The 15,801-nt window shown below is 58.1% G+C and carries 11 protein-coding genes; 3 read left to right on the forward strand and 8 right to left on the reverse strand.

What is annotated here, in order from left to right; genetic code table 11:
- Positions 1 to 61 precede the first annotated feature (61 nt).
- The 7 genes from V8J88_RS22510 to V8J88_RS22540 all read right to left on the reverse strand — a co-directional run bounded on the left by V8J88_RS22510 (position 62) and on the right by V8J88_RS22540 (position 11,491).
- Positions 62 to 880 (reverse strand): SDR family oxidoreductase, encoded by an 819-nt coding sequence (locus tag V8J88_RS22510; protein ID WP_338846504.1) that lies wholly within the window; start codon positions 878 to 880, stop codon positions 62 to 64.
- A 9-nt stretch (positions 881 to 889) separates the two neighbouring features.
- Positions 890 to 1,807 (reverse strand): DUF808 domain-containing protein, encoded by a 918-nt coding sequence (locus V8J88_RS22515; protein WP_338846505.1) that lies wholly within the window; start codon positions 1,805 to 1,807, stop codon positions 890 to 892.
- 88 nt (positions 1,808 to 1,895) lie between these two features.
- Complete coding sequence (locus V8J88_RS22520) at positions 1,896 to 2,990, reverse strand: HD domain-containing phosphohydrolase (protein WP_338846506.1); 1,095 nt, start codon at positions 2,988 to 2,990, stop codon at positions 1,896 to 1,898.
- A gap of 25 nt (positions 2,991 to 3,015) precedes the next feature.
- Positions 3,016 to 8,091: a PAS domain S-box protein gene (locus tag V8J88_RS22525; protein ID WP_338846507.1), complete on the reverse strand. Its 5,076-nt coding sequence runs from the start codon at positions 8,089 to 8,091 to the stop codon at positions 3,016 to 3,018.
- Between the two features lie 165 nt (positions 8,092 to 8,256).
- Entirely contained in the window at positions 8,257 to 9,246 is a 990-nt protein-coding gene (locus V8J88_RS22530) for a CAP domain-containing protein (protein WP_338846508.1), read from the reverse strand.
- Between the two features lie 408 nt (positions 9,247 to 9,654).
- Positions 9,655 to 10,551 (reverse strand): hydroxymethylglutaryl-CoA lyase, encoded by an 897-nt coding sequence (locus V8J88_RS22535; protein WP_338846509.1) that lies wholly within the window; start codon positions 10,549 to 10,551, stop codon positions 9,655 to 9,657.
- 1 nt (position 10,552) lies between these two features.
- A complete protein-coding gene (locus V8J88_RS22540) occupies positions 10,553 to 11,491 on the reverse strand; it encodes a glyoxylate/hydroxypyruvate reductase A (RefSeq protein WP_338846510.1) in 939 nt (312 codons plus the stop codon).
- Positions 11,492 to 11,724: 233 nt separating this feature from the next.
- On the opposite strand from V8J88_RS22540, the gene V8J88_RS22545 reads away from it, so the two are divergent.
- Positions 11,725 to 13,971, forward strand: a complete 2,247-nt coding sequence (locus V8J88_RS22545; RefSeq protein ID WP_338846512.1) for a YgiQ family radical SAM protein — start codon at positions 11,725 to 11,727, stop codon at positions 13,969 to 13,971.
- 30 nt (positions 13,972 to 14,001) lie between these two features.
- Here the strand turns inward: V8J88_RS22545 and V8J88_RS22550 are convergent, their stop codons facing one another.
- Positions 14,002 to 14,253: a hypothetical protein gene (locus V8J88_RS22550; RefSeq protein WP_338846513.1), complete on the reverse strand. Its 252-nt coding sequence runs from the start codon at positions 14,251 to 14,253 to the stop codon at positions 14,002 to 14,004.
- Positions 14,254 to 14,463: 210 nt separating this feature from the next.
- Between V8J88_RS22550 and V8J88_RS22555 the strand changes: the two genes are divergently transcribed.
- Entirely contained in the window at positions 14,464 to 15,099 is a 636-nt protein-coding gene (locus V8J88_RS22555; protein WP_338846514.1) for a hypothetical protein, read from the forward strand.
- A gap of 14 nt (positions 15,100 to 15,113) precedes the next feature.
- The gene (locus V8J88_RS22560; RefSeq protein ID WP_338846515.1) at positions 15,114 to 15,767 is read left to right on the forward strand and encodes a response regulator transcription factor; all 654 of its coding nucleotides are present in this window, start codon (positions 15,114 to 15,116) and stop codon (positions 15,765 to 15,767) included.
- Positions 15,768 to 15,801: the final 34 nt, after the last annotated feature.

Genomic DNA, 15,801 nt, shown 5'->3' on the forward strand with positions numbered 1-15,801 from the left:
GCACTGTTGGTGGCGTTTGGGCGCGGAAAATTGGCTGTGAAGCGGGCCGGGGCGGGAGTGCTCAGGCGCGGTTTTTCGGGCCCATGTCTTGTTTGACAGCGGCCAGCGCAATGTTTTCGATCACGCCGGGCAACAGCAGTTTGAGCCAGCGCCCCAGCTTGCCCTTGAAGGTCATCACCACATCGCGCTGGCGCGCTTGCATGCCGCGCAAAATCAGGCGCGCGCATTCTTCCACACGCATCGCGTTTTCTTCTTTCAAGCCGCTCACGCCAGCCGGCTGGCCCTGCGCATTGTAGCCGTGGTAGCGGATGCGCGTGGCGACCACGCCGGGATAGGCCAGGGTGACGCTGACGCCGGCGGGTTTGAGTTCGATGCGCAAGGCTTCAAAAAAGCCATTCATGGCGAATTTGCTGGCGGAATAGGCGGTGCGCCCGGGCACGCCGACCAGGCCGGCAAGTGAGGACACGGCGACGATGCGGCCCCGGCTGGCTTTCAGATGCGGCAGCGCGGCGTGCGTACACCAGACGCTGCCCCACAGATTGACCCGCATCACGTCTTGATACCACTGCAAGTCATGCACGTCTTCCAGCAGGGCATGGGCGGAAACGCCGGCGTTATTGATCAGGATGTCGAGCCGGCCAAAGCGCGTGATGCAGGCGTCGATCAGGGCGCGGCAGGCGCTTTCCTCACCGACATCGCAAATTTGCACCAGAACGGTGCATGCAAAGGTTTCGCATTCCTGCGCCACGGCTTGCAAGGCGTCCTGGCGGCGCGCCGCCAGCACCAGGGCCAAGTCTGCGCCATGCTGACGCGCCATCTGGCGCGCCAGCTCCGCGCCTATGCCTTCAGAGGCGCCGGTGATGATAGCGACTTGGCGCATGGCGTCGCGTCAGGCGGTTTTTGCCGGGCGCAGTTTTTGCGCCACGCTGACCAGGCCCAACACCAGCAAACCGGCCACCACACCAACAACGATTTCACACAGCATGCTTAACAGACCGGAGAAAAAGCCGCCGCCCAGCGGTTGCAAGATGTGTTCGACCCAGTGGTGCAAAGGCCCGATGCCGTGCATCAAAATCGAACCGCCGACGGTGAACATGGCGATGGTGCCGACCACGCCCAGCAATTTCATCAGCTTGGGCGCGCCGGCCACCAGCCAGCCGCCTACTTTATGATTCAAGGCGCCGGGTTTTTTGCGCATATACAGGCCGATATCGTCCAGCTTCACAATCAGGGCCACCAGACCATATACGCCAACCGTCATCGCGATTGCAATCAGCGACAGGACGCCAAATTGCTTGATGAATGAGGATTGCTGCACCACGCCCAGCGCAATCACGATAATTTCCGCCGACAAAATAAAGTCCGTGCGGATCGCGCCCTTGATTTTGTCTTTTTCCAGCGCCACCAGATCGCCATGCGGATCGATCAGGGCGGCGTGGATTTTCTGTTCCTGTTCCTGCTCTTCTTTTTTGTGCAGCAAGGGATGCAAGACTTTTTCCACGCCTTCAAAACACAGATAGGCGCCGCCCAGCATCAAGAGGAAGGTGACCAGCGGCGGGGCGAAATAATTGATCGCCAGCGCCAGCGGCACCAAAATCAATTTATTGATCATGGAGCCTTTGAAGACGGCCCAAACCACCGGCAATTCGCGTTCAGCGGCGACGCCGGCCACCTGTTCGGCATTCAGCGCCAGATCGTCGCCCAGCACACCGGTGGTTTTTTTGGCCGCCACTTTCGCCATCACAGCCACGTCGTCCAGGGTGGTGGCGATATCGTCCAACAATAATAGTAAGCTGCTGCCAGCCATTGATTTGCTCCAAAATTGAAAGGGTTGAGTATAAGCAAAGACTGCATAAATACTGAGCACGGCGCGCCGCAGTGTTCCTCAGCTTTTTCTATATATCCATGGCATCGGCCTGTTCGCACCAGGCTTGCGGTTGCGCCAGAATCAAATCCAGCAGGGCCGGATCAAAATGTGTGCCGCGCCCTTCCTGCAAAATGCGTAAAGCCTGTTCGTGAGCATACGCCGGTTTATAGCTGCGCGGCGAAATCAGCGCGTCATACACATCCGCCAGAGCCACCAGGCGCGCCACAAAAGGAATATGTTCACCGGCGCGCCCTTCCGGATAACCTTTGCCATCCCAGCGCTCATGATGCGAGGCGGCGATTTGCGCCGCGCAATGCAAATATTCCGCCGCCAGCGGATATTCATTCGCCAGACTGCTCAGCGCCTGTGCGCCATGGCTGGTATGCAGGCGCACCGCAGCGAATTCGGCTTCGTCGAGTTTGCCGGGTTTTTGCAAAATGCCATCGGGTGCGGCCAGCATGCCGATATCGTGCAGCGCTGCGGCGCGCGACAGATGTTCGATTTGCAGCGGGCTTAAATCAGTCAGCGCGGCTTGCACCGCCTGCTGCGCCAGCCATTGCGTAAGGCGTTGCACGCGGCGGATATTGCCCTGGTTTTCCTGCACCCGGCTGCCGGCCAATTGCGCCAGCGCCATCAGTGTCGCTTGTTGCATTTGCAATAGTTGGCGGGTGCGTTGCTGCACCAGTATTTCGAGGTGCTGTTCTTGCTGCTCCAGCAGGCGGCGCGCATTGCTCAGACTGAGTTGGTTGGCCACGCGCGCGAACACAATCGGCGGGCTGATCGGCTTGGCGATGTAATCGACCGCGCCCAGGTTCAAGCCGGTTTCCTCGTCCTCCACCTGGCTTTTCGCGGTTAAAAAGATGACCGGAATAGGCGCCGTGTCCGGATTGGCTTTGAGCCGGCGGCAGGTTTCATGGCCATCCATTTCCGGCATCATCACATCCAGCAAAATCAAATCAGGGTAGGGCGGATGGGAGACGATTTGCAGCGCTTTCAAGCCATTGGTGGCGATTTTGATTTTGTACTTGCCTTTGAGCAGCGCTGCCAGCAGGGAAATATTATCCGGCGTGTCATCCACGATCAGAATAGTTTGCTTTTCCTGCAAGTCGATAAAAGCGCTCATTGCATCAAGTCTCATGAATGGGAAATCAGTCTAACACGGCTGGTGCGCTGAATTCCGCCGCCACCGCGCCCTTTTCCAATGCATCCAGGGCCAGGTCAAAGTCAAATTGGCGGGTCGCACGCATGATGCGCCGGTGTGCATCCGGGCCCAGCGCTTGCGCCAGCAGCTGATTATGCTCGGCTAAAAAGTCAATCGCATCGCCGTCATTTTGTTGCAACAGGCGGGCGAATTGATTGATCGCCTCTTGCGCCTGGGTGCGTTCAAAACCTTCGCACACCGTTTCCTGCGCCCCCGGACGTTGCGCCAGCGCTTGCTCAATGCCTTGCAACACTTCTTGCATGGCGCCGTCCAGATCGGCCAGGCGGGTTTGTAACACCTGACTGGCGGCCCCTTGTTTGCAAGCCTGCTCCAGCACGCTGGCGCAATCTTTGACCTTGGCGGCGCCGATCATGCCGGCCACCCCTTTCAGGGTATGGGCGAAGCGTTCCGCCAGCACCAGATCATCCGAGACCAGGGCATGGGCGAGCTTTGCCGCAACATCGTGTTGGCCATCGCGGAAGCGCGATAATAATTCCAGATACATGGCTTGATCGCCCAGCATGCGCGAGAGGCCGTCGGCCACATCAATGCCGGGGATTTGCAGCGGCGCATCCGGCGCCGCCGGCGCGCTTTCGGTTTGCGGGGCCGCGCCCAGATGCACGATTTCATGCAGATCCAGCAGCGGTTGGGCGTTGCCGGCGGCCAGATATTGGCTGCACCAGCTGCTCAGCATATGGTAAAACTCGCCCGGATTGATCGGCTTGGCGATGTGGTCATTCATACCCGATTCCAGGCAGCGCTCACGCTCTTCCACCATGGCGTGCGCGGTCATGGCGATCACCGGCAGATTGGCGAACCGGGCATCGCTGCGAATCGCGCGGGTGGCTTGATGGCCATCCATTTCCGGCATTTGCACATCCATGAACACCAGGCCGAAGTAATCCGGCCCCAGTTTTTGCAAGGTTTCCACCGCCAGCCGCCCATTCGCCGCGACTTCGACCTTGATGCCGACCGCCTGCATCAATTCCGTTGCAATCATTTGATTGATTTCATTGTCTTCCACCAGCAGCACGGTGAGTTCGGCGAACATCGGAGTTTCCTGGCGTTGATGCGGTGTATGTTGCGACGCATCAAATAAATCCACCAGGCAGTCATTCACATCCGCCGCTTGCACCGGCTTGTGCAACAGGGCGTCCGGAATCGTGATATCGCCCTGCTGCTGCAGCGTCTCGCGCGCTTGATCTGACAGCAAAATCAATTTCGGCTTGTGCTTGATCTCGGCGTGCTGAATATCGTGCGCCAGCTTCAAACCAGATACGCCGGGCATTTCATGGGTGATGAAAATCAAGCCATACGGCCAGTTTTCATCGCAGGCGCGGATCGCCGCCAGCGCTTCCCCGCCGCCAAAGGCGAAATCGACTTCCACCGGCAGGTGCGACAGAATTTCCGCCAGCGCCAAGCGCGCTCCCGGATTGTCATCCACCACCAGCACACGCATGCCATCCACCGCGCCGGGCAGGTGGTGGCTCTGGGCCTGCATCGCCGGCAAGCCGAACCAGGCGGTGAAATGCATATTGGTGCCGACGCCGGGCGTGCTTTCCAGCCAGATGCGGCCATCCATCAATTCCACCATGCCCTTGGCGATCGACAGCCCAAGGCCGGTGCCGCCATATTTACGGGTGGTCGATTCATCAGCCTGGGAAAAGGCGTGAAACAGCTTGGCCACCTGATCCGGCTGCATGCCGATGCCGGTGTCGCGCACATTGAATTCGAGTAAAACGCGCTGACCTTCCACCATTTCACGCACCTGGCAATTCAGGTACACGCCGCCGCTTTCGGTGAATTTGATCGCATTGTTGACCAGATTGATTAAAACCTGGCCCAGCCGCAAAGGGTCGCCGATCAGCGTGCGCGGCACCCGCGCAGGAATCTGGAACACATATTGCAGCTCTTTTTCGCGCGCCTTGTCGCTGGTCACGGTGGACAGGTTGGAGAGCACTTTATCGAGATTGAATTCGACCCGTTCAATCAAGAGTTTGCCGGCCTCGATGCGTGAAAAGTCCAAAATATCATTGATGATGCCCAGCAGGGAAATGCCGGCGCTGTGGATTTTTTCCAGATAATCGCGCTGCTTGGGCGAGAGTTCGGTGCACAAGGCCAGATGCGCCATGCCGATAATCGCGTTCATCGGCGTGCGGATTTCATGGCTCATATTCGCCAGGAACATGGATTTGGCGCGCGTGGTTTCTTCCGCATGGCGGCGCGCCATTTCCGCTTCGCGCAATTCATGCTGGAATTGCAGGGTTTGCAAATGCACCCGTTCGGCATGGCTTTGGCGCAAGCTTTCTTCCAGATTGCGCCGGTTGGTGATGTCATTCAGGAAGGAGAGCGAAGCCGGCTTGCCTTCCCACTCAATCGGCACTGCAGAAATCTCGATCCAGCTGATTTCTCCGCTTTGATGATTGCGGATGCGGAAGGCGAAGTATTTTTCCGCCGGTTCATTGCGCAGCCGTTTTTCATACTGGGTTTTGACCATCTCCAGATCGTCCGGATGGACATCGGCAAACACCGGCATGCTGAACAATTCCTGCTGACTGCGGCCACTGATTTGCTGTACGCGCGGATTGGCGAACACGATGCGCCCTTCCTGCACCACCATAATGCCTTCGGTCACATTATCGACCACGGCGCGGTGATGTTCTTCGGACTTGGCCAATTCCGCTTCCAGCTTGCGCCGCCGGTCAATATCCAGCACCGCCCACACCGTGCCCTGCTCCAGATCGGTGGTGTGCACCGCGCGCCCGGACAAGCTGGCCCAGAATAATTCGCCGTTGCCGCGCCGCATCTGCAGCTCTGTGGAAAACGCTTCGCCGCGCCGCACCGCCTGCGCCGCCATGGCCCCGGTTTCCAGATAGGCTTCGCGCGAAGGGTACATCGGCTCCAGCGATGTGCCCAGATATTGCTCCAGCCTGCCGCCGAAAATCTGCAGCATGGCGTGATTGGCCCATTTCACCCGTCCTTGCGCATTCAAAAAGGCGATGCCGACCAGGGAATGTTCGAGAATGGTCTCGCGCTCGGCCAGCGAGGCGCGCAAATTGTCTTCCAGCCGTTTGCGCTCTGTAATGTCGTTGACAAACACCACCGAAGCCAGACTGCCTTCCCATTCGATGGCGACGGCGGACGATTCAACCCAGCGCAATTGCTGGCCCGCCAGGGCCGAGGTGCGATACGTGATGTAGCGATCCACCATTTGCCCGGCCATGCGGTTTTGATGGTGGCGCAACACACGTTCGCGGTCTTCCTCATGCACAAATTGCAAAAACTCGGCGCCGATTACTTCTTTGCGCGTCAAATTCGCCATTTGCAAAATGCTCGGATTGGCGAACATAATGCGCCCGGCCTGGAGCATGACAATGCCTTCCACCGCATTGTCCACCACCAGCCGGTGCTGGGTTTCGGAGCGGTTTAATTCCTGCTCCAATTGATGGCGGCGCGTGATATCCATCGCCACCCACACCGTGCCGCTGTGGGTTTGATCAGCGCGCACCGCGCGCCCGGACAGCCAGACCCAGATCTGGCTGCCATCCGCGCGCCGCATCCGGCATTCCGCCTCAAAACCGCCCTTGCCGCTGCGTGACAGCAAAGCGGTGTCGAGCATGCGCGCATAATCGGGGGCTTCGATAAAGTATTTTTGCAAGGTGTGGCCGATGGCATCCACCGGATTCAAGCCAAAAATCGTGGCAAACGCCAGATTCGCCCAATGCAGGCAGGCGTCGCCATCCAAAAAGGCGATGCCGACCATGGAGTTTTGCAAAATCGTGTCGCGCTCGGCCAGACTCTGGCGCAGGCTGTCAGCCAGTTCCTTGCGCTCAGCCATGGTCTGCTCAGCCATGCGGCGCGCATTTTCGGCTTCCCGCAACTCGCTTTGAATATGTAAGACCTGGATGTGCATGCGACTGGCGCGGCCCTGGGCGCGCTCGTACAAGGCATGATAATTCTGATATTCCTGTAAAGCCTGCTGCCAGTCGCCCAGCTTGCCGAAGATGTCTGATAATTCCTGGCGCACGCGCAAGGCCATGAAATCGAATTCGACATTGCCCAGCACCGCCACCGCCTGCTGCAGCGATTTGGCGGCTTCCAGCAAATCGCCCTGTTTATGCAGCAGATGGCCGCGCACCCAGCACAGATAGGCTTGATGCTGCTGCTCTTCAATTTGCCCGCTGCGGCTTTGCAGCAGATCAAACAGGCGTTTCGCCTCGTTCAATTGATTTTGCTCGGACAGCAGCCAGACTGCGATGCACAGGCACAGCACGGATTGCGAGATGCGCGCTTGGCTGTCCGCTTCCAATTCACGCTCCAGCGCGCGCAACTGCGGCAGCAGCGCCTGGTAAGCTTCCTGATATTTGCCCAGCGCCAATTGGCACATGGCGTAGATGGTGGAAACATAGGTTTGCAGCCAGAAGCGCTCAGGTTCATTGTGCGCAATCGTCATGGCTTCCTGCAACATCGCTTCGGCGTCTTCCGGATTGCCGCTGTTGCACAGAATCTCGCCCAGATTGGCGTTGATGTGCGCGCGCCAGCGCGCCGGCAGGCGCAGCTTACGCAGCAAATCGAGGGCGCTGAAATAATGCCGCATCGCCTCTTCGGCCTGGTTGTATTCAACCGCAAATACCCCCAGCGAAAGCAGGGCGCGCAGATTTTCCCGTCCCTGGTATTGGCTCAGCAATGGAATTAATTGACCCTGACCATATTCCCAGGCTTCGCGGTATAAACCCTGGGTGCTGTAAATCAAGGCTTGAATCGTGTGAAACAGCAGACGGTTGGGAATATCGGGATGCAGCGCCGGCTGCAATTGCTGCAATAATTTTTGCGCTTGCGCAGTATGGCCGGAGCGCAGCGCGGCGAAAGCCAGCACCAGATGGCCGGCTTGTTGCATCACCACATCGCGACAGCTGCGGCCTTGTTCCTGCAATGCCAAACCGGTGGCGCGACCACCCGCCAGGTCATCGCGCATATTATCAAAAGCATCATTGCAGCGTTCACGCCAAAAGTGGCTGAACATTTCTTGCTCATTCATGGTCGGCCAATCAGGACTGACGGCGCAGCAGGCCGCCTGCATCAAGGAAATGTAGGCGAACGATACCAGATTTAGCGCGCGCTGCCCATGGCGCACAGATCGCTGCAGCGCAGCGCATGGGACATGCTAAGCATTCATGTTACGCATGCTTCAGCGCGTGCGGAAACTCCAGGATCTGCTGACTGAAACGCCGTCCACCGTGCCGCTGAACTGCACATCGTACAGGGTGTTGCCGGCCAGCACCTGCAGCGGGATGATGGAGGCGGCGGAGCGCGGGGTTTCGCTGTCGCTGGCGTTGATCAGCATGCGCACCGGCAGCGGATTGCCGCCGCGCTGGCGCACTGTAAAGCTGCCGACTTGCACAGTTGCGTTCAAATCCGCATGCACGCTGATCGGATAGCCGGTTTCATTCTGGCCGGGAACCGGATCGGGCGCTTCGTAATCGCTGTAAAACACCGGCGGCACCCGTTCCTGATTGGCAAACGGCCACGTCACCAGATTACCGGCGCCGATGCCGGGGCCGTAACCGTTATTGGCGGCGAAATTCACGGTCAGATACCAACTCCCGTTGCCGCTGGCGGAACCGCTGCCGCCTTCCTTGAACATGGGTTCAAAAATCACGAAGCGGTGATAAATCGCCGCCACCAGTTCTTCCGCCATATAAAAACCGGACGCGTCGCCGGTGGAAGAAATCACTTCGCCATACGCATACGCCGGTTGCAGGCGATAGCCGGCGGCGTTTAAGCGCTCAGACAGGCGCACCCCGGTAAAGCCGGGACGTCCGCTTTGTTGGTCATGGGTGATGGTGTTATTCAGCCGCTGATAATCAGAATGGGCCTGGGCTGCGCTGTCAATCTGGAAATTGCGCTGCAACTGCGGCAGGCCGGCCTGGCGGCGGCGGAAATTGAACCAGTTGAAGCCATCGGTGGCGGTATTGCCGCTGAATACCGGCGCGCCCGGTTCCTGGCTCAATACCGGCGTGCTGCTGGCCGAAGTCGGCGCCGCAGCACCGCCGGCGCTGCCGCCACAGGCGCTCAGCACGATGCTCGAAGCCAGGACGCCGGCTTGCAGCCAGCGCGGAGAACAGCGGGGCGCAGACTGTGCCGCCGCCTGCAAGGAGGATTGGGTGAATTGAGTCATCGGGATGCCTGCCGAAAAAGAGCGTAATGCACTACATCATGCCGGGCGCAAGAGCGCGCCTTGGCCTGATTTTACCTTTGCTTGCAAGTTTGCCGCCAGCCCTGTGAAAAACTTTCCACCCGTCAAAAAATGTTGCTTTTATCCTGCATCCGCCGCACTCCGGTAATAATGCATGCAGGAGATGAGGCAAACCGGCTTACGCTGCGCTTCCTTTGCGGCGCGGGCCGCTTGCTTTTCTGGGATCAATGGGGTCAGACTCGATTGATTTGAAATTCTTTGACTTTCTGCCGTCATATCTCGCCATCAAGACAATCATAGTCATGCTAACCATGCAAGCAGGTGCGCACGCGGCCTTTCTACCAAGTTTCCATCAGAATCAATCCAGTCTGACCCCATTGATTAGTCAACTCAAGCCCGCTTGGCCAGCAAAGCATTCCCCGCCCGGCTGTTGCCAGGGCGGCCCAGAGCCTGGCTGATGAACGCCCCGGCGTCCACCACCTGCTCCAGATCGACCCCGGTTTGCATGCCCAGGCCATGCAATAAATACAACACATCTTCACTTGCCACATTGCCGGTGGCGCCCTTGGCGTAAGGGCAGCCGCCCAGGCCGGCGACCGAGGAATGGAAGATGCGCACGCCGCTCTCCAGCGCCGCCAGGATATTCGCCAGCGCCTGGCCGTAGGTGTCGTGGAAATGGCCGGATAATTGCGCCAGCGGAAATTCGGCGGCGGCGGCGCGCATCACTTCCTGCACCTGGCGCGCGGTGCCCACGCCGATGGTGTCGGCGATGTCGATTTCATCACAGCCCAGCTCGCGCATGCGCGCGGTGACGCGCGCCACCGCAGACGGCGCGATCTTGCCTTCATACGGGCAACCCATGGTGCAGCTGATGCTGCCGCGCAGGCGCAGGCCATGCGCTTTGGCGGCTTGCGCCACATCGACAAAACGCGCCAGCGATTCATCGATGGAGCAATTGATATTTTTTTGCGAAAAACTCTCGGAAGCGGCGCCGAAAATCACCACTTCATCGGCTTTGGCGGCCAAGGCGGCTTCAAAACCTTTCAAATTCGGCGTCAGCGCGGAATACAACACGCCGGGGCGGCGTTCGATTTGCGCCATCACTTCGCTGCTGGTGGCCATCTGCGGCACCCATTTCGGGGACACGAAAGAAGCCGCTTCCACATTCGCAAAACCGGCCCGGCTCAGGCGGTTGACCAATTCCACTTTGACTGCAGCGTCCAGGATCTGCTTTTCATTTTGCAAGCCGTCGCGCGGCCCGACTTCCACCAATTTGACTGTATCCATCTCAATATCCCCGCACCCGGTCAACCACGCCGCTGATGGCTTCGCCCTTTTCCAGGGCGGCGATCTTGCCGGCGATTTGCCGGATGCTTTCATTAAACAAGGTTAAGGCCGCAATATGCGGTGTGATGCGGATGCGCGGCTCATGCCAGAAGGGGTGTTGGCGCGGCAGCGGCTCATTGCGGAATACGTCCAAGGTGGCCCCGGCGATATGGCCGGATTTGATCAAGGCCAGCAAATCCGGTTCGGCCAGATGGGCGCCGCGCGCGACATTGATCAAATACGCTCCCGGCATCAATTTGGACAGATTCGCGCGCCCCAGCATATTGCTGGTTTCGGCAGTCAAAGGCAGCACGCACACCAGCACCCGGGTTTGACTTAAAAAGGCGTCGAGTTGATCGCGTCCGGCAAAACATTGCACGCCCGGCACGTTTTTCATGGTGTGGCTCCAGCCCAGCAGCGGAAATTCAAATTGCTGCAAAGCTTGCGCGATGCGCTGCCCCAGCACGCCCAGGCCCAGAATGCCGACGCTGAATTGCTGCTTATCGTGCGGTTTTAAGACTTGCCACAACTGTTCTTTGCTTTGTTCTTCGTATTCATCGAAACGGCGGTAGTAACGCAGCACCGCATGACTGACAAACTCGGCCATTTGCACGCCCATGCCGGCGTCATCCAGGCGCACAATCGGCGCCTCCGGCAATGCTTCGCCATATTTCAACAGCGCATCGACCCCGGCGCCGAGGTTGAATACGGCTTTGATATCGGTGCGGCCTTGCAGCATCGCCAGCGGTGGCCGCCACACCACCGCATAATCCGCCGGCGGTGAGTTCGCCATGGTTTGCCCCTCTTGCCAGAAGTGCAATTCGACCCCCGGCATAATTTCGGCAAAACTGTTGGTCCAACTGTCGGCGTCGGCATCGGGACTGTAAAAAAGTATCCGCATTCTGTTTCCCCTGTTGATGCGCGCTTGCGCCAAATCAAGGCGTTTCGCGCAGTCCCCCATTGTAGCCAAATAGCCAAACTTTGCGGGCCGGGCCGGGGCCGGCAAGCTTGCGCTGAATCAGATAAAATCCGTGCCTTATGCGCGCCTCCAAAATGCCGGTCTTACCGGCGCCGCCGGGTATGGCGCGGTGTTGGCGTCTATTCTGGCGCCATACTGAGTTTTGAGAGAACACAATGAGCACGCCAAAGAATATTTTTTCCTACGCCAGCGCGCCGGCCAAGCCGGCGCCTTTTCTGCCGATGTCGCGCGCGGAAATGGATGCGCTGGGCTGGGACGCCTGCGATATCATCATCGTCAGCGGCGACGCGTATATCGATCACCCCAGTTTCGGCATGGCTCTGGTGGGTCGCTTGCTGGAAGCGCAGGGCTTTAAAGTCGGTTTGATCTGCCAGCCTGACTGGCACAGCGCGAAAGCATTCCGCGCCCTGGGCCGTCCGCGCCTGTTTTTCGGCGTCACCGCCGGGAATATGGATTCGATGGTCAACCGCTACACCGCTGACCGTAAAATCCGCTCAGACGACGCCTACACCCCGAACGGCGAACCGGATAAACGCCCGGATCGCACCCTGACTGTGTATGCGCAACGCGCGCGCGAAGCCTACCCGGATGCGAATGTGGTTGTCGGCAGTATCGAAGCCTCGCTGCGCCGCATCGCCCATTACGATTACTGGTCAGACAAGGTGCGCCGCTCGGTGCTGCCGGATTGCAAGGCCGATCTGCTCTTGTTTGGCAATGCCGAGCGCGCCCTGGTCGAGCTGGCGCACCGGCTGGATGCGGGCGAAGCGATAGAAAATATCCGCGATCTGCGCGGCACAGCTTTCATGACCCCGCGCGGCTGGTTGCCGCAAGCAGATTGGCAGGTGGTGGATTCGCGCCGTCTCGACACGCCGGGCAAAATCGATGTGCACCCGGATCCATACGCGATGACGCAAAAAAACAGCACCACTTGCGAAACCGGCCAGGCCGGCGCAGCGGCCACCCCGCCCAGCGCGGAAAAACCGATCAAATTGATCAGCCGCGAAGAGCGTCAGGCGCAAGCGCGCGAGGTGCGCGCCAAGAGTGTGGTGCGCTTGCCCTCGTATGAGCAGGTGAAGGATGATCCGGTGCTGTATGCGCATGCTTCGCGCGTGTTCCATTTGGAGTCGAATCCCGGCAATGCGCGCGCCCTGATTCAAGAGCACGGCGAACGTGCGGTGTGGCTGAATCCGCCGCCGCTGCCTTTGACCATGGAAGAAATGGATGGCGTGTACGGTCTGCCGTATGCGCGCGTGCCGCATCCGGCGTATGGCAATGCAAAGATTCCAGCGTTTGAAATGATCCGCTTTTCGGTCAACATCATGCGCGGCTGTTTTGGCGGCTGCACCTTCTGCTCGATCACCGAGCACGAAGGGCGCATCATCCAAAGCCGCTCGGAGCGCTCGATTTTGCGCGAAATCGAAGAAATCCGCGACAAAACCCCGGGTTTCACCGGCATTATTTCCGATCTGGGCGGCCCGACTGCGAATATGTACCGCCTGAATTGCAAGGATAAACAGATTGAGGAAAGCTGCCGCCGCCTGTCTTGCGTGTATCCAACGATTTGCAGCAATCTGAATACGGATCACGGTAAATTGATTCAGCTTTATCGTAAAGCGCGTGCGCTGCCGGGCGTCAAAAAGATTTTGATCGGCTCCGGTTTGCGTTATGACCTGGCGGTGCGTTCACCGGAATATGTGAAAGAACTGGTCACGCATCATGTCGGCGGTTTATTGAAAATCGCGCCTGAGCATTCAGAAGAAAATACATTATCGAAAATGATGAAGCCGGGCATGGGAAGTTATTATGAATTTAAAGCCATGTTCGACCGCTTTTCGCAGGAAGCCGGCAAAACCCAATATCTGATTCCATATTTCATTGCCGCGCATCCGGGCAGTACGGATGAAGAAATGTTGAAATTGGCGCTGTGGTTAAAACAAAATAATTTCCGTCTGGATCAGGTGCAAACCTTTATGCCGACGCCGTTGGCGATGGCCACCGCGATGTATCACTCGCGCAAAAATCCGCTGCATAAAGTAACGGAAGATTCGGAAGCAGTGCACAGCGTGCGTACTACCACTGAACGGCGTTTACAGAAAGCATTTTTGCGTTATCACGATCCGGCCAACTGGGATATGCTGCGCGCCGCGCTGCAGCGCATGGGACGCGCGGATTTGATCGGCAATGGCCCGCAACACCTTGTGCCGTCCAAACGCGATGAACTGGCGGGGCCGGGGTTGCGGCGTCAGCGCGCGCAAACGGTGACGGTGCGCGAGCATCCGGTACCGCAGTCGCATGCCTTTTCCAAAGCGCCTTCCAGTATTCTGGACACGATCAAGCGCAGTAAAAAACCGGCTGCGCCGGCGCCGGCTCCGGCGACTTCCAGACGCAGCCCCAAGCGGTAACCGGATCCTGTCTGCCGGTCACGGTGTGCGTCATTTGATGCCTGTGACCGGCGGCCAGCGCCGCGATGCTTCCCGGTTGATGCAGTGCAGCACGCGAACACTATCGTTTTTTTGCAACAGAGATTGCATTTGAACAAAATCATGCGCCGTATGCGGCATACCTTTCTTGCATGATTTTTGCGCAATTTGCTGTATTTCATTTCTAATTTCTTTCAGTACGGCAATATTTGCCAAAATTCGCCGCGCGCCGCCATCAAAAACACGCAAGAAATTCTGCTTCAAGCGGTTTGCCACAAAACCGTGAGGAAATACCTATTCCCCGTCCATATAGCCCTCGTCAAAATATTTCCACGATTACAGGTTGTAAGCGCCGGAAACGTGACATAAGTCATGCGCTGGCGCCGGCTGCGGGGCGACTCAGGGGCGGGATACGTCCCGGGTTCCGGCATGTGAATGCGCCCCGCTCTCATCGCTTGGCGGCAGGAACAGGGTATGAAACAGGCAGAAACATTCATGAACAGCAAAGCGCATTTATTTCCGGCAAGTGCGTTATTGCTGTATTTCGCTTATCTGCATATTTACCGCAGGCTTTTTCCGGTCGTGCTGTTGACCAAACAGCAGATATTCTCCACGCTCGAATTATTAGTTTCTCCACCAGAAACATATTCAACATATTGCCACAATGGCAAAATCAGCAAGATGCTTTTTTGCATCAATTACGTTTATGATAGTGTCCACATTTCCTGCGTCCTGTTGCAATTATCAAACCGTGGTGCGCCAGCCCGGTTTTTGATTGCAAACCTTGGCGGTTTGTATGCGCCAAGGCAAATGGATAAACCGAAAACAGGGAAAAAAAATGAGAACACAAACAAGCAATATATTTTGCAATTGGCAGCGCGCGCCAGCCGGCAAAAGCCGCGCCGCGCCGGGATTGCATTCCAATCCGGAAATTCGCAAAAGGTTTTGATTTTGCCGTCATCAGCAAAATCATGGCGTTTCAGCGGAATTTCTGATGCGCCGGCCTTTTTACGGGCCGGCATTTCCGGGACTTGGCCAGGCGCCTGCGCGCAGGCCCCCGCTTGCGCTATACCGTTGTGTCTGGCGTATGAGCAAAACAAAACTACATAACACTGGAGACTGGAATGCTTGAAACTGAACAATATTTTCCTTGCCAGCATGTATTGATTGTGGAAGACCACCCGATGGTGGCGGATGCTTTGCAGGCTTTATTGCAAAAACTCAATCCCGCCCTGCATTGCGTGATCTGTCACAGCGCGCGCGATGCGCAGCAAAAGCTGGCCGCCAGCGACAGTTGGCGCATGATTTACCTCGATCTGGATGTGCCGGGGGCGCATGGCTTATCGCTGGCGCGTCAATTGGCGCAACGCGGGCTGGCGGCGCGCTGCGTGGTCTTGTCCGCGCATGAGCATGGACAATGGCAGGCCGAAGCCTGCGCCATGGGCTTGCTGGGCTATATCTGCAAGGGGTGGGCGCTGCCGGAATATCTGCGCGCCATAGAAGACACGCTGGCCGGGCGGCGCTGTTTTGCTGCGGGCGTGGCGCAAAATGCGCCGCCGCCAACCCGCCTGACGCGCCGGCAACAGGATGTGCTGTGCCTGCTGCAACGCGGTTACTCCTCGAAGCAGATCGCCTCCCAACTCGGCTTGAACACCGGCACGGTGGATAACCATGTGACCGGTTTGTTGCGCGCGCTGAATGCATCCAGCCGCACCCATGCGATTGCCAAAGCAATCGGACTTGGTTATCTGCGCATCAGCGATATGCCTGCTGCCTGAACCTCTGCGCCTGCCGGTAAGCCGGCAGCGCGGC

It is taken from the genome of Massilia sp. W12 (assembly GCF_037300705.1).
Taxonomy (GTDB): Bacteria; Pseudomonadota; Gammaproteobacteria; order Burkholderiales; family Burkholderiaceae_D; genus JACPVY01.